The sequence below is a fragment of the Thioprofundum lithotrophicum genome (assembly GCF_055387065.1).
The window spans coordinates 1,603,750-1,620,171 of record NZ_AP042379.1 but is presented as its reverse complement, the minus strand read 5'-3'; the positions used below and the strand labels follow the sequence as shown (position 1 = coordinate 1,620,171).

The window sequence follows — 16,422 nt, the reverse complement described above, 5'->3', positions numbered from 1 at the left end:
AGGGGCTCCGTTTCGCTTTGGGTGGAAAGAACGCAGAGGACGCAGAGACGCAGAGAGCGCAGAGAGCGCAGAGGTTTGCAAAGATTTCACGCCAAAGTGGTGACGAATTCAAAACCAGGACCGACGCGATTGGACCACCCTGCAACGAAAAAGGCGGACAACGTAAACATGATGATGTGGCCCCACCACCAGCATACCTATCTCGTTCAAGTTTCAGCTTGCCCATAAAATTCTCTCTGCGCCCTCTGCGTCTCTGCGTCCTCTGCGTTTCTTCCACTTCGGCCAATCAGTGTCCATGCAGCAGGATCTCCTGGGCCTGTTCGAGGGCGTGTTGGTCGCCCTGGAGGATGACGATGTCGCCTTCGCGCAGGCGGGTGTCGGCGGCCGGGGCGGGAACGCGGATGCCGTGGCGGCGGATGGCCACGACCTCGGCGGGCAGGCGCAGTTCGCCAAGGCGGCGGCCCACGGCCCAGGCGTGGGCCGGGAGGGGCACGGTATGCAGGCGGCGGTGATAGCCGCGTTCGGAGGCGCCTTCGCTGCGGCTGTGGATGAAACTGCGCAGGAGACGGTAACGCTCGGCGCGGATCGCGGCCAGGCGTTCGTTGACTTCCGGTTCGGGGCGGCCGAGCAGCAGCAGGAGCTGGGCGCCGAGCATCAGGCTGGCCTCCAGTCCTTCCGGCAGCACCTCGGTGGCGCCGGCCGCCAGCAGCTCGTCCATGTGCCGGTCGTCGCGGGTGCGCACCAGAATGGTCAGCCGCGGGTTGAGCTGGCGCGCCAGGGTCACGGTGCGCAGCGCCGCCTCCAGGCGATCATGGGTGATGACCAGGGCCAGCGCCTCGGCCACCCGGCTGACCTCGAGCACCGCATGGCGGCTGGCGTCGCCATAGACCACGCGGAAGCCGGCGTCGCGGGCATGGCGCACCCGCTGGGCATCGAGATCCAGGGCCAGGTAGTCGAACTGATCCTCGTGCAGCAGGGTGGCGATGTTCTGGCCGATGCGGCCGAAGCCGACGATCACGATGTGCCCCGACAGCCCTGCGCTCTCCTGGGCGATGGCTTGCGCCGGCGCCACCGGCTCGGGCGGCTGGCGGCCCCATTGCAGGAACCAGGTGGCCAGGGGCCCGTTGTAGCGGATCAGGAAGGGCGCGGCGGCCATGCTCAGGATCATGGCCCCCAGCAGGATCTGGCCGCCGTCCGCCGGCAGCAGACCCAGCGGCAGCATCCCGGCCACCAGCAGCAGACCGAACTCGCCGCTCTGCGACAGGCTCACGCCGCTGCGCACGGCGGTCATGGCGTCTTCCCCGAACAGCCGGCACAGCAGGGCGAGGAGGACGCTCTTGCCGAACAGAATCGTGGCGGTCAGCAGCAGAATCCATCCTCCCTGCTGAAGGAGGCTGGCAGGCACCAGCAGCATGCCGATGGTGGCGAAGAACAGGCCCAGGAGCACGTCCTGAAAGGGGCGGATGTCCGACTCCACCTGATGGCGGAATTCGGTCTCGCCCAGCACCATGCCGGCGAGGAAGGCCCCCAGCGGCGGCGACAGGCCGGCCAGGTGGGCCACCAGCGCCGACGACACCACGATGAACAGGGCCGCCAGCATGAACACTTCGGTGGAACGCCCGCGCGCCACCCAGTGCAGGAACGGCCGCGCCAGCCAGCGCCCGCCCAGATACAAGCCGGTGAAGACCACGGCGGCCTTCAGAAACACCAGCGCCAGGCCGTCGCCGTGCTCGCCGGCGCCCAGGGTGCCGAGCAGGATCAGGAACGGCAGGGTGGCCAGATCCTGGAACAGCAGCACCGCCACCGAAACCCGGCCATGGCGGGTGGCCAGCTCCATCTGCTCGGCGAGCTGCTTGATGACCACGGCCGTGGAGGACATGGCCACCGCGCCGCCCACCAGGATCGCCGCCTCGGCCGAGAGGCCAAGCCCCCAGGCCGCGGCACCGGCCAGCGCCGTGCCCAGCAGCACTTCCGCACCACCGATCCCCAGCACCTGGCGGCGGTTGGCCAGCAGCTCCGGCAACGTGAATTCCAGGCCGATGGTGAACATCAGGAACACCACGCCCAGTTCGGCGAGGAAACGGGTCTCGGCCGTGTCGGGCAGCAGGCCGAGGCCGTTGGGGCCCACCAGCAGGCCGACGAACAGGTAACCGAGGATCGGCGAGACGTTGAAGTGCCGGAACAGCGCCAGCACCCCCACGCCGATGCCCAGCAGCAGGAACAGGCCGGTGAAGAAATCCCCTTCGTGCATCTAAACAGAAGTTCCAGATTCCGGGCCACCTGGACAAGCGTGCCCGATTCCAACCCCGCCCTCTGGGACAGAGGGCTCAGTACCCAGAATGAACCATGGACTGGTATTTGGACCTTTCATTTAACGTTGGCTCTCCGCCAGGGCGTCCTGCCCGGCCCGCCAGGTGAGCAGGCTGGGCTGGCCGCGCCGTCCCTGAACGGTCTCGCAGGCCGACAGGCAGCGGCCGCATTCGGTGCAGGTGAACATGCGCCGCTTGATGCCCCGGGGCCTGAGGCGCATGGGGCATTCGTTCTCGCACATGTTGTCGCAGCCCCGGCAGTGGCGGGCCCGGCTGCGATCGAAACTGACCACCATGGCCTTGCGGTTGGCCATCCACACGAAGCTCTGGAACACCCCCACCGCGCAGGCATAGCGGCAGAACAGGTGGCGGGCGAACAGGAACTCGATGCTCAGCAGAAAGGTGCCGACGCCGATGAACAGGGCCTGATTGCGGGTGAGGCTGGCGTGCCAGAGGTTCGCGTAGATCTCCGCCGGCGGCAGCAGGTAGGTGAGCAGCACCACCGCCCAGAGGAAGGCGAAACCCACCGCCAGCGGGGCGATGAGCCAGCGCCAGCGGCGGTCCACCGGCAGGGGCGTGCCATCGGGCCGCCGCGGCGGCAGGCGCTCGCGGTCCCAGAAGCTCATCCTGCCGATGGCCCGGCGCAGCACGCCGTTGATCAGCTCCACCACCGAGAAGTGGGGACACAGCCAGCCGCAGTACAGCCGCCCCCAGCGCCAGGCCACCCCGCCGAAGACGCCGACCAGGACGGCCAGGGGCACGAAGCCGCGCAGGATCACGTTCCAGGCCGCCTCCCTGGCGCCGATCTCGCCGGCCAGAAAGGGATCCAGCCCCAGCGTCCAGGGCCGGCCGAAAAACACGAAATGGGTGGTGGTGAGATCGAAGCGGAAGAGATCGAGCACCGGCGCCAGCACGAACAGGGCGAAGAAGCCGGCCTGGAAGAGGCGACGCTTGCGCTGACGACCGAGGCCGCGGCGCAATGTCGGCCACTGGGAGACGAGGGTGTGTTCCGGCGCGCGGCTCACAGGCCGAACTCCGGGGAGGGCCTGCCCACCAGCGGGTAGCGGTACGGTTTGCCGGCCATGGCGCGCGCCAGCCCCAGGGTACCGAGCAGGATGAAGGTGGAATGGACCAGGGTGAAATAGAGGATCACGAACAGCCAGACGTTGGGCGAGTCGTAGCCGCCGAAGAGGATCACCAGCAGGTTGATGAACACCAGCAGCATGCCGCCCCAGAGGCTGGCGCTGACCGTCTGCGCCAGATGGCAGCGGCCCAGCGGCGGCGCATCGGCCCGGTGCCGCCACCAGTAGGCGAGGAGGATCAGGAAGGCCAGGCCCGGCAGCAGCATGAGGTTGGTCAGGTACAGGGCTTCGGCGGTCACCGCGATGCCCTGCCCGGCCGGCTGTTCAGCGGCCGAAGGTGGCATGCACGACCTCCATGAGCGCGTCCACGGTTTCCTCGTCGTCGGTCAGCGGCTCGATCAGGGCCGCCCGGCAGGCGTCCACCACATCGAAGCCGCCCTGGATCAGGGTGGCGGTATAGACCAGCAGCCGGGTGCTGGCGTTCTCTTCCAGATCGTGATCCTTGAGCGCCCGCAGGGCCCGCGCCAGCGAGACGAGCTGCTTCGCCACCCGGGGTTCCAGCCCCGTCTCGCGCTCGACGATGGCCTGCTCGCGCTCGGCGTCGGGATAGTCGAAACGCAGGGCCACGAAGCGCTGGCGGGTGCTGGGCTTCATGCCCTTGAGCAGGTTCTGGTAACCGGGATTGTAGGAGACCACCAGCATGAAATCGTCCGGCGCCTGCAGGGTCTCGCCGGTGCGCTCGATGGGCAGGATGCGGCGATCGTCCGACAGGGGATGGAGCACCACGGTGGTGTCCTTGCGCGCTTCCACCACCTCGTCCAGGTAGCAGATCCCGCCCTCGCGCACGGCGCGGGTGAGGGGGCCGTCCACCCAGTAGGTGCTGCCGTCGCCGATCAGGTGCCGGCCCACCAGATCCGCCGCGGTGAGATCGTCGTGACAGGCCACCGTGTGCAGGGGCAGCCCGAGCCGCGCCGCCATGTAGCGGATGAAACGGGTCTTGCCGCAACCGGTCGGCCCCTTGATCAGCACCGGCAAACGGTGCCGGTGGGCATGCTCAAACAGGGCCACCTCGTTGCCCGTGGGCAGATAGAAGGGTTCCTCGCGGGCCGCTTCCACGGCAGGGGCTGTGGTGTTCATGCCTGTCTCCTCAGCAGGTCAATCCGGTTGATTGAATGTCCCAAAACGTTCTTGACGCAAATCGTTTGGTGTAGGAGCGGCGCAAGCCGCGAAAACGCATCCTTTCGCGGCTTGCGCCGCCCCTGCAGCCGCTCACCGCAGGGCGGCTCAGGCGCAGCGGAGCCGTCATCGGCTGCCGATTCAGCCGGTTCCGCTGCGCTTGAACCGGCCTACGGGACGGTCGGCGACGCCAGCCACCAGGCCAGGGCGATGCCGGACAGCACCACGACCAGATAGGCCGCCATGATCAGCCGCCAGCGCAGGGCGCTGTGGCGCAGGCCCATGAAATGTTCGGCCACCAGCCAGGTCTTGACCAGCGTGGAGGCCAGCAGCAGGCCGACGATGCCCCACCCGGCGAGGCCCAGCCGGCCGATGGCCAGCACGCCCAACGTCAGTGCCACCAGCACCAGCCAGGTGAGGGTGCAGGGCCGTAGATTGAGTCTAGCCGATCTTTCTTCCATCCTGGGCTCAGTGCATCACATAGACCAGTGGAAACAGGATGATCCAGACCAGATCCACCATGTGCCAGTAGGAGGCGCCGGTTTCCACGCCGGTATGCTCGGCGGCCGAGTAGGCCCCGTGCCGGGCCTTCCACCACACCGCCAGGAGGATCACCATGCCCAGCAGCACATGCATGAAGTGGAAGAAGGTCATGGACCAGTAGAACATGAAGAAGGTGTTGGTGGACATGGTGATCCCCTGCGCCGACGCCGCGCCATACTCGCCGAGCTTGACCACCACGAACACCGACGCCATGCCCACCGCCGCCAGCAGCCAGCGGGCGCAGGCGGCGGCCCGATCGGCGCGAATGGCCGCCACCGCCCGCACCACGAAATAGCTGGAGGTGATCAGCACCAGGGTGTTGACCGCCCCGGCGGTGCGGTTCAGATGCGCCTGGGCGGCATCGAACAATTCCACATTGCGGCTGCGGGCGAAGGCATAGGCCAGAAACAGGATGCCGAATACCAGCAACTCGGCGTAGATGAAGATCCAGATCATGAAATCGCCCGGCGGATAACGGCCGGGCGATGCGGGTTGGACTGCTGACGACATGGTGACGGGGGATGGACCGGGGCGGCCTGGGCCGCCCCGGCGCGACTCAGGCCGTGGCTTCCTCTTCTCCGCCCACGAAGAAGCTAATGATGTAGAGCACCAGCCCCACCAGGAAGAACAGGCCGGCCACTTCACGCATCCAATAGAACAGGGCGATCTTCTCCTGGACCACCATGAAGGGCTGGGGATCCTCGCTGACCCGCTGCAGCCAGACCTGCAGGATGCCGGCCCCGGTGAGGAACAGGGTGATGAAGACCATGGACACGGTCATCAGCCAGAAGCCCCACATCTCCACCACCTGGGACTTGCCGCTGTTGGCCGCGGCCCGCCCCCGCAGCAGCGGCATGGCGTAGGAGATGATGGCCAGCACGACCATCACGTAGGCCCCGTAGAAGGCCATGTGGCCGTGGGCCGCGGTGATCTGGGTGCCGTGGGTGTAGTAGTTCACCGGCGACAGGGTGTGCATGAAGCCCCACACGCCGGCCCCCAGGAAGGCCATGACCGGCGTCCCCAGGGCCCACAGGGTGGCCGCCTTGTTGGGGTGCTCACGCCGGCGCTGGTTGACCATGTTGAAGGCGAAGATCACCATCATGAAGAAGGGAATCGGCTCCAGGGCGGAGAACACGGACCCCAGCCACTGCCAGTATTCGGGCGTGCCGATCCAGTAATAGTGGTGACCGGTACCGATGATGCCGGTGATCAGGGTCATGGCGATGATCACGTACAGCCACTTCTCGATGATCTCCCGGTCCACGCCGGTGACCTTGATCAGCACGAAGGCCAGGATGGAGCCCAGGATCAGCTCCCACACGCCTTCCACCCAGAGATGGACCACCCACCACCAGTAGTACTTGTCCAGCACCAGGTTGTCCGGGTTGTAGAAGGAGAACAGGAAGAACACCGCGAGGCCCCACAGGCCGATGAGCAGCACCATGCTGATCACCGTCTTGCGGCCCTTGAGCACAGTCATGGTGATGTTGTAGAGGAAGCCCAGGGCCACGATCACGATGCCGATCTTGGTGATGGTGGGCTGCTCGAGAAACTCCCGCCCCATGGTCGGCAGCAGGCTGTTGCCGGTGATCTCGGCGAGCCGGGCATAGGGCACCAGCAGATAGCCGAGAATGGTCAGCGCGCCGGCCACCAGGAAGATCCAGAACAGGGCCCAGGCCAGCCTGGGACTGGCCAGTTCCGTTTCCGCCTCCTCCGGCACCAGATAGTAGGCGGCGCCCATGAAGCCGAACAGCAGCCAGACGATCAGCAGGTTGGTGTGCACCATGCGCGCCACGTTGAAGGGAATCTCCGGAAACAGGAAATCCCCCCACACGTACTGCAGGCCCATGATCAGGCCGAACAGGATCTGGCCCACGAAGAGCCCGATGGCAGCGATGAAATACGGTTTGGCAACCGCTTGAGATGAGTATTGCATCGTCATTCCCCTCCCTTAACCCTGAATGTTCGGCGGCCAGCCGGCGGTATTGATCTCCGACGTCCACTTCAGGAACTCGGCCAGTGCGTCCAGTTCCTCGTCGCTCAGGTTGAACTGGGGCATGCTGCGGCGCCCCTCGATCCCCTGTGGCGGCCGGCTCTTGATGAAGGCGATGATGCCTTCCTTGCTGTTGCCGAAGCGCTTGTAGACGTTACCCAGCTCCGGCGCGAAGTAGGCGCCTTCTCCCAGCAGGGTATGGCAGCCGATGCAGTCGTTCTCTTCCCAGACCATCTTGCCCATGGCCACCTTCTCGGTGATGTTCTCGCGGTGATCCCGCTTGGGCAGCTCGCCGTGGGTGTCGAAGGTCAGGGCCAAAAACAGCAGGAAGAAGAAGACGCCGCCACCATAGAAGATGTTGCGCGCCATCGATTTGGTGAATTTCTCGCTCATGGTGATCCCCCCAGGTGCATGATTGAGCCGGGTCCATATTCCCCAGCCCGGCACTCGGTCTCATTGACCCAGGTCAAGCGCGAGCGTGGATTCGGTCCAGAACGGGATCAAAGCAGGGCGCGCAGCCCGTCCACGTCCAGCAGGGTGATGGTGTTCTGGTGCACCCGGATCAGTTTCTGGCGGGCCAGCTTGCCGAGGATCCGCGAGAAGGTCTCGGGCTGGATGGAGAGACGCGAGGCGATCACGCTCTTGGGCGTGCCGAGATGGATCTCCGGCAGCTCCACCACCCCCGGCGGGATCTGCTCCAGCAGATAGACCACCAGCCGGTAGGTGGCGTTGTGCAGGGTCAGATTGTTGATTTCGGCGATGCGCTTGCGCAGGCGGCGGCTCATGTCGGCCATCAGGCGCATGCAGGTCTCGTGGGAATCCTCCAGCAGGCGGCGGAACGCCGCCATGTCGAAACTGATCACCTCGCTGGCCACGATGGCCTCGGCACTTACGGGATAGTCGTGCCGGGTCATGAAGGTGATGGCCTCGGCAAAGGTCTCGCCGGGGTAGATGATCTCCACCACCTTCTCGTCGCCGCTGTCGGAGAGGGAGAAGAGCTTGATCTGGCCGGAACGCAGAAGATAGAAATGCTTCGCCGGCTGATCCGCCTCGAAAAGGATTTCCCGCGGCGCGAGATCGATGCTGTAGGCCGTCTCCAGCATGGCCCGCAACTGGCGCTCGTCGAGCCCCGAAAACAGATAGACGGACTGCAGCTCCTTTGGGGACAGGGTGGCATGTTTCATTCCGGACTCCGTTACAGGGGCATTTCCCTATGTCGTTATTGTTATGCCGGACCGATTCCGAGTTGACCTGGGTCAAAGCGGATCACGGTGCACCCGAGTATATCTATATTTCCATAGAAGTTTCACCTTTGTTTCAGGTTCCATCCCACGGACGTTCCGGAGCGACATGAATCGACTGCGCCTGATCCTCTCCGACACGGATGCCAACGCCCCGGCACGTGATGTGTGGCAAAAGGCCTGCGACGACGCTGGCTACGCCCTGGAAATCCTCCTGGCCAGCGACGCGGCCGCCCGCGAACTCAGCGAGCGCCTGTCCCTGAACCTCTATCCCGCGCTGCTCCAGGGTGACCGGATCATCGCCGTGGGCTCCCCCGATCGTGACACTGCACAGCGCATTCTGGCGGATCTGGCCAACGACGCCGAAGAAAAGGCATGAACGCTCAGGCAGATACCGCTACCCGCCGTCCCCCGGGGATGGGGTATAATGCCTGACAAATTCGCACAGGTATCACCGCCATGACGGACACCCTCGTCGATTCCTACGGCCGCCGCATCGAATACGTCCGCCTGTCGGTCACCGACCGCTGCGATCTGCGCTGTCAGTACTGCATGCCCGAAGGGTACAACGACTTCGACACGCCCGAGGACTGGCTCACCTTCGACGAACTGGAACGGGTGATCGGCGTCTTCGGCCGCCTGGGCACCCGCCGCATCCGCCTCACCGGGGGCGAGCCGCTGGTGCGCCGGGGCCTGCCGGCGCTGGCCGCGCGCCTCGCGGCCCTGCCCGGCATCGAGGATCTGTCGCTGAGCACCAACGCCACCCGCCTGGCCCGCGAAGCGGCCGCCCTGCGTGCCGCCGGCGTGCGGCGGCTCAACGTGAGCCTCGACACCCTGCGCCCCGAGCGGTTCCGGGAAATCACCCGCGGCAAGCTCGACAAGGTGCTCGACGGCCTGATGGCCGCGAAGGCCGAGGGCTTCGCCCCCATCAAGATCAACATGGTGATCATGGCCGGCGTCAACGACGACGAGGTGGAAGACATGGTGGACTTCTGCCTCGAACACGGCTTCACCCTGCGCTTCATCGAAACCATGCCCATGGGCGAGACGGGGCTGGCCGCCAGCGAACGCTTCGTCAGCCTGCAGGACGTGAAGCGGCGCCTGGCCAAACGCTACGAGCTGATCCCCGGCACCATGCCCGGTGGCGGGCCGGCCCGCTACGTACAGGTGGCCGGGACCGATCTGCGAATCGGCTTCATCACGCCCCTCTCCCAGCACTTCTGCGAAACCTGCAACCGGGTGCGCCTCGCCGCCGACGGCACCCTCTACCTCTGCCTGGGCCAGGACGATCAGTATCCCCTGCGCCCCCTGCTGCGCGCCGGCCTCTCCGATGCCGAGCTGGAGGATCACATCCGCGCCGCCATCGCCCGCAAGCCCGAACGCCACGAGTTCCGGGAAAAGCCGGGACAGGTGGTGCGCTTCATGTCCATGACCGGCGGCTGAGCCCGGGCTTGCAGCCGCGTGGAACGGCCGTGGCGGGCCGCTGTCAGAAGAAACAGGCCCATGCCCCGGAGCCCCGCCATGTTCCGTTCCCTGCTGCTTGCCGGCCTGCTGGCCGCCGTCACCGCGCCGGCCCTCGCCAACGAATCCGATCTTCAGCGCCTGCTGGCGCAGGACACGCCACCCGAAGGGGTGGTCTTCGAAATCGTCACCGACGACGAGGATGGCCTGGAATGGGCCCTCCCCCGGGTGCGCCAGGCCATCGAACGGCTGCGCCAGCGCTTCCCCGATCTGCCCGTGGCGGTCGTCACTCACGGCGAGGAGATGTTCGGCCTCGAAACCTCGGTGCGGGACAGCTACACCGAAGTTCACCAGACCGTTCGCTCCCTGCTCGCCGAGGACGTCACCGTCCACGCCTGCGGCACCTTCGCCGGCTGGCGGGGCCTGGCCGAGGAGCACTTTCCCGACTACGTCGATCTCTCCGCCTCCGGTCCGGCCCAGATCAACGACTACCTGGCCCTCGGCTACGCACGGATCGTGATCAGCGACTGAGCCCCGCTGCGTCGGTTCAGCCCTCGTTCAGCCCCGCCGTGCCATGCTTCTTGCCGAATCCACAGGCAACAGGAGCACGCTCATGTCACGCTTCCTCATCATCCCCCTGCTCGCAGGCCTGCTGGCCACCGCCACGCCGGCCCTGGCAGACGATCATCGTCACGCACGGCGCTGGCACGGCGAAGGCAAGCACCTCAGGCATGAACGGCGCGTGGAGCACCACGCCTGGCGCCAGACCTGGCGACGACTGGAGCGGGCCGAGCACCGCGGTGAACGCCGGGCCTGGCGGCAATGGCGCCGCAGCCACCGCCCCGGGCGCCATCATGACGAGCCCTATCTGCGCCATCACCGTCCCCACGGCCATCTCTACCGGCCCCATGTCCGTTACCGCCCCCACGGCGTTTCCCATTTTGATCCCCTGCCGGTGATCGGCGGCGGCGTCCTCGGCGGCGTGGTGGGCAACGCGCTGGGCGACGGCGATCCGCTGGCTACCACTACGGGGCTGTTCATCGGCTCGGTGGTGGGCTACGAACTGGGCCGGCACTGACAAACCGCCGGCGGGTCGGTATGCTTGTGCCCACGTTCCGCCTTGCCGACGCCGACCATGCTCCGCATCCTGCTGTCCGCCGTCCTGCTCGCCCTGCTGCCGATCCCGCCGGCCACGGCCACCGTACCGGCGGCCGACGGCCTGCTGCGGGTGGCCCGCCAGCAGGGCGAGAGTCTCGATGCCGCCGTGGCCCGCATCCGCAAGCAGACCGGCGGCCGGATCCTCAGCGCCGAAACCGTCACCCGCAACGGCAAGCGGGTCCACCGCATCAAGGTGCTGCTGCCCAACGGCCACGTGAAGATCTTCCGCGTGCCGGCGAAGTGACATGCGCCTGCTGATCCTCGAGGACGAAGACGCCCTGCGCGAGCAGCTGCGCGCCATGCTCGCCGAAGCCGGCTTCGCGGTGGACACCGCCGCCGACGGCCGCGAGGGCCAGTACCTGGGCGAGGAGATCCCCTTCGATCTGGCAGTGGTGGATCTGGGCCTGCCGGAGAAGGACGGCATCGCGGTGATCCGCGCCTGGCGCGCGGCCGGCCGGGACTTTCCCGTGCTCATCCTCACCGCCCGGGGCCGCTGGGAAGAAAAGGTGGAGGGCCTCGAGGCCGGCGCCGACGACTATCTGGTCAAGCCCTTCCATCCCGAGGAACTGCTGGCCCGGATCCGCGCCCTGCTGCGCCGCGCCGCCGGCCAGGCCCGCCCCGTGATCCACAGCGGGCCGCTGGCCCTCGACCCCCGCCGCCAGCGCGTGACCCTGAAAGGCCGGGAGGTGGAACTCACCGCCTACGAATACCGCCTGCTCGAATACCTCGTGCTGCATGCCGGCGAGGTGATCTCCAAGACCGAGCTGACCGAACACCTCTACGCCCAGGACTACGATCGCGACAGCAACGTGATCGAGGTCTTCGTCCGCCGCCTGCGCCGCAAACTCGACCCCGACGGCGCCTGGCAACCCATCGAAACCCTGCGCGGCCGCGGCTACCGCTGGGCCTGCGCCACGTGTTAACAGGCTATTGAAAAACCCTCTGACGGCACGATTCGGCGTTGGAAAGTGGCTCAAAATGCTCATTTACTGGCGTGTAAACTGCGCTTTTTCGCCACTTTCCGCCTTGTCTCGCACTCGTCAGAGACTTTTTTCAACAGCCTGTTAAACGTCTCGAAATTGTGCTGACAGAAACGGTGCCGGTGTGGGGCGGATGCAGGCCGGCTCAAGCGTAGCGGAGCCGGCAGAAATCGTGTCATCCCGAGATGGCGGCTCCGCTACGCTTGAGCCGCCCTACGGACGGGAGGTAAAACCATTTTGAGACGATTAATGAAACCGGCCGCCCGGCGCCTCTCCCTCCAGGCCCGCCTGCTGCTGGCCGCCCTCGTGGTACTGCTGGTGTTCGTGGCCCTCACCGGCCTGGCGCTCGACCGGGCCTTTCGCCAGAGCCTCGAAACGGCCCAGCGGGAACGGCTGCAGGATCGCCTCTACGCCCTGCTGGCCATCCTCGACGTGGCGACGAACGGCCAGCCCCGTTTCGTCCGCCCACTGCCCGATCCGCGCTACGGCCGGCCCGCCTCGGGCCTGTATGCGCAGGTGGAGGATGCGCACGGCAAGGTGCTGCTGCGCACGCCCTCCCTGCTCGGCCTGACGCTGCCGGCCGCCCCCCCCTCGCCGCCCGGCGAACCGCGTTTCATCGAGCGCAGGCTGGACGGCCTGCCCCACCTGGCCCTGCACTACGCGGTGCGCTGGGAAGGCGACGGCGGGCGCACCACCGATCTGCGGATCCGCCTGCTCGAGGATCGCACGCCCTGGCTGGCGCGCCGGGACGACTTTCGCCGCACCCTGTGGGGCTGGCTGGGCGGCGCCGCCGTGCTGCTGTTGCTGGTGCAGGCCGCAGTGCTGCGCTGGGGGCTGCGTCCGCTGCGCCAAGTGAGCGCCGATCTGCGCCGCATCGAACAGGGCCGGCTCGACACCCTGCCCGGCCCCTACCCGCCCGAACTGCAACAGCTCACCGATCGCATCGACGCCCTGCTGCAACACAACCGGCGGCAGGTCGAACGCTACCGCGACGCCCTGGGCAACCTCGCCCACAGCCTCAAGACGCCCCTGGCCATCCTCGCCAACGCCATCGACGAGCCGGCCCGCCGTGACCCGGCCGAAGCCCGCGAGGCCGTGCAGCGGATCCGCGAGATCATCGACTACCAGCTGCAACGGGCCGCCACCGCCGCCCGGGCCAATCCGGCTCCCGTTCCCCTGCGACCGCAGCTCGAACGGCTCCTGCAGACCCTGGGCAAGGTCCACGGCGAGGCCCGGCGCGACGTGGAACTGCAAATCCCCGCCGAGCTGGCCATCGCCATGGAAACCGGCGATCTCCTGGAGCTGTTCGGCAACCTGCTGGACAACGCCTTCAAGTGGGCCAAGCGGCGCATCCGGATCCGCGCCGCCCGGCAAGGCGAGACAATCGTGATCCGCGTGGAAGACGACGGCCCCGGCATCCCCGACGCGCAAAAGGCCGCCGTGCGCGAACGCGGCCGCCGCGCCGACACCCGGGTGGAAGGCCACGGCCTCGGCCTGGCCATGGTGCAGGAGATCGTGCTGCTCTACGGCGGCGAACTGCACATCGGCGACAGCCCCCTCGGCGGCGCGGAACTGACCGTGAAACTGCCACGGAACGGGTAGGAGCGGCGCCCTCGCCGCGACGAACAGGGCCAAGGGCCAAGGAACGAGTAACGAGGGAATCGAAGCCGGGAACCCAATGTTTTCCCTCGGCCCTTGGCCCTCGTCACTCGTCCCTGTATTTTCGCGGGGAGGGCGCCGCTCTTACGGATTGAGTCCTTCCCTTTCCTCTTGTCTCCTGCCTCTTTCCTCTGCTTTCAAGCCAGCATCTTCGCCGCCAGGGCGAACAGCAGCAGGGCGAAGATCCGCTTGAGCGTGCGGGCCGGCAGGCGGTGGGCGAGGCGGGCGCCCCAGGGGGCGGCGAGCATGCTGGTGACGACGATGGCGCCAAGGGCCGGCAGGTGCAGATAGCCGAGGCTGCCGGGCGGACGGTCGGGGGCGTCCCAGCCGGTGACGAGGAAGCCCAGGCTGCCGGCGAGGGCGATGGGCAGGCCGCAGGCGGCGGAGGTGGCCACGGCCTGGCGCATGGCCACGTTGCACCAGACCAGGAACGGCACGGTGAGGGTGCCGCCGCCGATCCCCACGATGGCCGAGATCCCGCCGATGATCACGCCGGCCAGGCCCATGCCGGCCGGGCCCGGCAGGCGCCGGTGGGGCGCCGGGCGAATGTCCAGACTCATCTGCACGGCCACCCACAGCTCGAACAGACCGAAGACGAGGCGCAGGCGGTCGCCGGGCAGGCGATCGGCGATCGCCGCGCCGGCCAGGGCACCGATCACGATCCCCGGCGTCAGGCGCCGGAACACCGGCCACTGCACCGCGCCATGGCGGTGATGGGCCCGCACCGAAGACAGGGAGGTGAAAACGATGGTCGCCAGCGACGTGCCCACGGCCAGATGCATCACGTGGTCGTAGCCGGCGGCGGTGAAGAGCATGGCCAGCACCGGCACGATGACGAGGCCACCGCCCACCCCCAGCAACCCCGCCGCCAGACCGGCAAACACGCCCAGCAGGGCGGCGAAGAGCAACAGCGCCGTTGGCACCCCCATGCTTCAGCCGGGGCGAGTCGCCATCACTCCACGGTCACGGCCGTGCCGCTGACGCTCACCATCAGCATGCTGCCCTGCCCGCCGACCGTCTCGTAGTCGATGTCGATGCCGACCACCGCGTTGGCGCCCAGGGTGCGGGCCTGTTCCTGCATCTCCTCGAAGGCGAGGGTGCGGGCCTTCTCCAGTTCCTTTTCGTAGGCGCCGGAGCGGCCCCCGACGATGTCGCGGATGGAGGCGAAGAAGTCCTTGAAGACGTTGGCGCCCAGGATGGCCTCGCCGGTGACCACGCCGTGATAGGTCCGGATGGGGCGTCCTTCGAGGGTGGGGGTGGTGGAAAGAATCATGTCTTGGCCTCAGCGGATCCAGATGGTCTTGACGTTGACGAACTCGCGGATGCCATGATGCGAAAGCTCCCGGCCGTAGCCCGAATGCTTGATGCCGCCGAAGGGCAGACGCGGATCGCTCTTGACCAGGCCGTTGACGAAGGTGGCGCCCGACTGCATGCGCCGGGCGAGGCGCTCGCCGCGCCGGCTGTCGGCGGTCCAGATGCTGCCGCCAAGGCCGAAGGGCGAATCGTTGGCGATGCGCAGGGCATCCTCCTCGTCGCGGGCGTGGATGACGATGGCCACCGGGCCGAACAGCTCCTCGTGCCAGGCGCGCATGCCTGGCTCCACCCGGTCGAGGATCGAGGGGGGATACCAGGCGCCGGGACGGTCGGGGATTTCGCAGCCGGTCACCGGCACCGCGCCGGCGGCGATGCTGTCGGTCACCTGCCGGTGCAGCTCGTCGCGCAGATCGGTGCGCGCCATGGGGCCGAGCTGGGTCGCCTCGTCGAAGGGATCGCCCATGCGCAGGGCCTCCACCGCGGCCTGGAAGCGGGTGAGAAAGTCCTCGTCGATGGCATCCACCACGATGAAGCGCTTGGCGGCGATGCAGCTCTGACCGTTGTTGAGAAAACGCGAAGTGACAGCGGTCTGCACGGCCAGGTCCAGATCCGCATCCTCCAGCACCACGAAGGCATCGGAGCCGCCCAGCTCCAGCACCGACTTCTTGAGATTCTCGCCCGCGGCGGCGGCCACCTGCCGGCCGGCCGGCTCGCTGCCGGTGAGGGTGACGGCGTGCACGCGGGGATCCTCGATCACTCCGCGCACCTGCGAGGCGCGGATCATCAGGGTGCGGAACACGTTCTCGGGAAAGCCGGCCTCGCGGAACACCTCCTCGATGGCCAGGGCGCTTTCCGGCACGTTGGAAGCGTGCTTGAGCACGCCGGTATTGCCGGCCACCAGCGCGGGCGCGGCGAAACGGAATACCTGCCAGAAGGGGAAGTTCCAGGGCATCACCGCCAGCACGGTGCCCAGCGGCAGATAGGCCACATAACTCTTGCCGGCGTCCGACGCGATGATCTCGTCGGCGAGAAAGGCCGGCCCGTGCTCGGCATAGTATTCGCAGACCCAGGCGCATTTCTCGATCTCGGCACGGGCATCGCGGAAGAGCTTGCCCATCTCGGTGGTCATGATGCGCGCATACTGCTCCGCGTTGGCGCGCAGCACCTCGGCGGCCCGCCCCATCAGCCGCGCCCGCTCCGAAACCGGGGTGTCGGCCCAGCCGGGCGTGGCCGCGGCCACGGCCTCCAGGGTGCGATCCAGCGTGGCCGCATCCCAGGCCGGGATTTCGCGCAGGATCGTGCCATCGACGGGACTGGTGACCTGAAAGCTCATGTTTGCTCCTTGTTTTGGTGTGGCGAGGCAAGGGGGATGTCCATACCGTTGGGCCAAGTATAGACGCCCTTGCCGCCGCTGTGTTTCAATTCTCTGCCATGCCTGCGGGCACAAACAGGTATTCCGAATTCTCGTACGCCTGGAGGCAGGCAGGGAGGGCGGCCCGGAAAGGT

General features: G+C 67.2%; 19 protein-coding genes. 7 read left to right on the top strand and 12 right to left on the bottom strand.

Annotated elements, in window-relative coordinates; genetic code table 11:
* Positions 1 to 286: 286 nt before the first annotated feature.
* The 9 genes from ACZ5BH_RS07560 to ACZ5BH_RS07520 all read right to left on the bottom strand — a co-directional run bounded on the left by ACZ5BH_RS07560 (position 287) and on the right by ACZ5BH_RS07520 (position 8,287).
* Complete coding sequence (locus ACZ5BH_RS07560; protein WP_464888649.1) at positions 287 to 2,251, bottom strand: monovalent cation:proton antiporter family protein; 1,965 nt, start codon at positions 2,249 to 2,251, stop codon at positions 287 to 289.
* 120 nt (positions 2,252 to 2,371) lie between these two features.
* On the bottom strand, positions 2,372 to 3,334 hold the full coding sequence (locus ACZ5BH_RS07555) for a 4Fe-4S binding protein (protein ID WP_464888648.1): 963 nt from the start codon (positions 3,332 to 3,334) through the stop codon (positions 2,372 to 2,374).
* Positions 3,331 to 3,735, bottom strand: a complete 405-nt coding sequence (locus ACZ5BH_RS07550; RefSeq protein WP_464888647.1) for a magnetosome magnetite crystal formation protein family — start codon at positions 3,733 to 3,735, stop codon at positions 3,331 to 3,333. The genes ACZ5BH_RS07555 and ACZ5BH_RS07550 overlap by 4 nt, the downstream gene beginning before the upstream one ends.
* On the bottom strand, positions 3,716 to 4,528 hold the full coding sequence (locus ACZ5BH_RS07545; protein ID WP_464888646.1) for an AAA family ATPase: 813 nt from the start codon (positions 4,526 to 4,528) through the stop codon (positions 3,716 to 3,718). Before ACZ5BH_RS07545 ends, ACZ5BH_RS07550 begins: the two co-directional genes overlap by 20 nt.
* Before the next feature lie 209 nt (positions 4,529 to 4,737).
* Entirely contained in the window at positions 4,738 to 5,028 is a 291-nt protein-coding gene (locus tag ACZ5BH_RS07540; protein WP_464888645.1) for a cytochrome C oxidase subunit IV family protein, read from the bottom strand.
* A gap of 7 nt (positions 5,029 to 5,035) precedes the next feature.
* Positions 5,036 to 5,566, bottom strand: coding sequence for a cytochrome c oxidase subunit 3 family protein (locus ACZ5BH_RS07535; RefSeq protein ID WP_464888644.1), 531 nt, complete (start codon positions 5,564 to 5,566; stop codon positions 5,036 to 5,038).
* A 100-nt stretch (positions 5,567 to 5,666) separates the two neighbouring features.
* Entirely contained in the window at positions 5,667 to 7,046 is a 1,380-nt protein-coding gene (locus ACZ5BH_RS07530) for a cbb3-type cytochrome c oxidase subunit I (protein WP_464891206.1), read from the bottom strand.
* Between the two features lie 15 nt (positions 7,047 to 7,061).
* Complete coding sequence (locus tag ACZ5BH_RS07525; RefSeq protein ID WP_464888643.1) at positions 7,062 to 7,496, bottom strand: c-type cytochrome; 435 nt, start codon at positions 7,494 to 7,496, stop codon at positions 7,062 to 7,064.
* Positions 7,497 to 7,603: 107 nt separating this feature from the next.
* Complete coding sequence (locus ACZ5BH_RS07520; protein WP_464888642.1) at positions 7,604 to 8,287, bottom strand: Crp/Fnr family transcriptional regulator; 684 nt, start codon at positions 8,285 to 8,287, stop codon at positions 7,604 to 7,606.
* 166 nt (positions 8,288 to 8,453) lie between these two features.
* On the opposite strand from ACZ5BH_RS07520, the gene ACZ5BH_RS07515 reads away from it, so the two are divergent.
* From ACZ5BH_RS07515 to ACZ5BH_RS07485, 7 genes are all read left to right on the top strand, one after another.
* The gene (locus ACZ5BH_RS07515) at positions 8,454 to 8,723 is read left to right on the top strand and encodes a hypothetical protein (RefSeq protein ID WP_464888641.1); all 270 of its coding nucleotides are present in this window, start codon (positions 8,454 to 8,456) and stop codon (positions 8,721 to 8,723) included.
* An 80-nt stretch (positions 8,724 to 8,803) separates the two neighbouring features.
* A complete protein-coding gene (moaA, locus tag ACZ5BH_RS07510) occupies positions 8,804 to 9,787 on the top strand; it encodes a GTP 3',8-cyclase MoaA (protein WP_464888640.1) in 984 nt (327 codons plus the stop codon).
* A 78-nt stretch (positions 9,788 to 9,865) separates the two neighbouring features.
* On the top strand, positions 9,866 to 10,336 hold the full coding sequence (locus tag ACZ5BH_RS07505) for a DsrE family protein (protein WP_464888639.1): 471 nt from the start codon (positions 9,866 to 9,868) through the stop codon (positions 10,334 to 10,336).
* A gap of 82 nt (positions 10,337 to 10,418) precedes the next feature.
* Positions 10,419 to 10,883: a hypothetical protein gene (locus ACZ5BH_RS07500; protein ID WP_464888638.1), complete on the top strand. Its 465-nt coding sequence runs from the start codon at positions 10,419 to 10,421 to the stop codon at positions 10,881 to 10,883.
* Positions 10,884 to 10,940: 57 nt separating this feature from the next.
* Entirely contained in the window at positions 10,941 to 11,207 is a 267-nt protein-coding gene (locus ACZ5BH_RS07495) for a PepSY domain-containing protein (protein WP_464888637.1), read from the top strand.
* Between the two features lies 1 nt (position 11,208).
* The gene (locus ACZ5BH_RS07490; RefSeq protein ID WP_464888636.1) at positions 11,209 to 11,886 is read left to right on the top strand and encodes a response regulator transcription factor; all 678 of its coding nucleotides are present in this window, start codon (positions 11,209 to 11,211) and stop codon (positions 11,884 to 11,886) included.
* Positions 11,887 to 12,192: 306 nt separating this feature from the next.
* On the top strand, positions 12,193 to 13,545 hold the full coding sequence (locus tag ACZ5BH_RS07485) for a sensor histidine kinase (RefSeq protein WP_464888635.1): 1,353 nt from the start codon (positions 12,193 to 12,195) through the stop codon (positions 13,543 to 13,545).
* A gap of 194 nt (positions 13,546 to 13,739) precedes the next feature.
* On the opposite strand, the gene ACZ5BH_RS07480 is transcribed toward ACZ5BH_RS07485, so the two are convergent.
* The 3 genes from ACZ5BH_RS07480 to ACZ5BH_RS07470 are packed head-to-tail and all read right to left on the bottom strand — an operon-like array spanning position 13,740 to position 16,249.
* Entirely contained in the window at positions 13,740 to 14,531 is a 792-nt protein-coding gene (locus tag ACZ5BH_RS07480) for a sulfite exporter TauE/SafE family protein (RefSeq protein WP_464888634.1), read from the bottom strand.
* 23 nt (positions 14,532 to 14,554) lie between these two features.
* Positions 14,555 to 14,875, bottom strand: coding sequence for a heavy metal-binding domain-containing protein (locus tag ACZ5BH_RS07475; protein WP_464888633.1), 321 nt, complete (start codon positions 14,873 to 14,875; stop codon positions 14,555 to 14,557).
* A gap of 9 nt (positions 14,876 to 14,884) precedes the next feature.
* Positions 14,885 to 16,249, bottom strand: a complete 1,365-nt coding sequence (locus ACZ5BH_RS07470) for an NAD-dependent succinate-semialdehyde dehydrogenase (protein ID WP_464888632.1) — start codon at positions 16,247 to 16,249, stop codon at positions 14,885 to 14,887.
* Positions 16,250 to 16,422: the final 173 nt, after the last annotated feature.

Coding starts and splice junctions, on each gene's coding strand:
- ACZ5BH_RS07560 (WP_464888649.1), bottom strand. CDS start 2,251: ATGCACGAAGGGGATTTCTTCACCGGCCTGTTCCTGCTGCTGGGCATC.
- ACZ5BH_RS07550 (WP_464888647.1), bottom strand. CDS start 3,735: ATGCCACCTTCGGCCGCTGAACAGCCGGCCGGGCAGGGCATCGCGGTG.
- ACZ5BH_RS07545 (WP_464888646.1), bottom strand. CDS start 4,528: ATGAACACCACAGCCCCTGCCGTGGAAGCGGCCCGCGAGGAACCCTTC.
- ACZ5BH_RS07540 (WP_464888645.1), bottom strand. CDS start 5,028: ATGGAAGAAAGATCGGCTAGACTCAATCTACGGCCCTGCACCCTCACC.
- ACZ5BH_RS07535 (WP_464888644.1), bottom strand. CDS start 5,566: ATGATCTGGATCTTCATCTACGCCGAGTTGCTGGTATTCGGCATCCTG.
- ACZ5BH_RS07530 (WP_464891206.1), bottom strand. CDS start 7,046: ATGCAATACTCATCTCAAGCGGTTGCCAAACCGTATTTCATCGCTGCC.
- ACZ5BH_RS07525 (WP_464888643.1), bottom strand. CDS start 7,496: ATGAGCGAGAAATTCACCAAATCGATGGCGCGCAACATCTTCTATGGT.
- ACZ5BH_RS07520 (WP_464888642.1), bottom strand. CDS start 8,287: ATGAAACATGCCACCCTGTCCCCAAAGGAGCTGCAGTCCGTCTATCTG.
- ACZ5BH_RS07515 (WP_464888641.1), top strand. CDS start 8,454: ATGAATCGACTGCGCCTGATCCTCTCCGACACGGATGCCAACGCCCCG.
- moaA (WP_464888640.1), top strand. CDS start 8,804: ATGACGGACACCCTCGTCGATTCCTACGGCCGCCGCATCGAATACGTC.
- ACZ5BH_RS07505 (WP_464888639.1), top strand. CDS start 9,866: ATGTTCCGTTCCCTGCTGCTTGCCGGCCTGCTGGCCGCCGTCACCGCG.
- ACZ5BH_RS07500 (WP_464888638.1), top strand. CDS start 10,419: ATGTCACGCTTCCTCATCATCCCCCTGCTCGCAGGCCTGCTGGCCACC.
- ACZ5BH_RS07495 (WP_464888637.1), top strand. CDS start 10,941: ATGCTCCGCATCCTGCTGTCCGCCGTCCTGCTCGCCCTGCTGCCGATC.
- ACZ5BH_RS07490 (WP_464888636.1), top strand. CDS start 11,209: ATGCGCCTGCTGATCCTCGAGGACGAAGACGCCCTGCGCGAGCAGCTG.
- ACZ5BH_RS07485 (WP_464888635.1), top strand. CDS start 12,193: ATGAAACCGGCCGCCCGGCGCCTCTCCCTCCAGGCCCGCCTGCTGCTG.
- ACZ5BH_RS07480 (WP_464888634.1), bottom strand. CDS start 14,531: ATGGGGGTGCCAACGGCGCTGTTGCTCTTCGCCGCCCTGCTGGGCGTG.
- ACZ5BH_RS07475 (WP_464888633.1), bottom strand. CDS start 14,875: ATGATTCTTTCCACCACCCCCACCCTCGAAGGACGCCCCATCCGGACC.
- ACZ5BH_RS07470 (WP_464888632.1), bottom strand. CDS start 16,249: ATGAGCTTTCAGGTCACCAGTCCCGTCGATGGCACGATCCTGCGCGAA.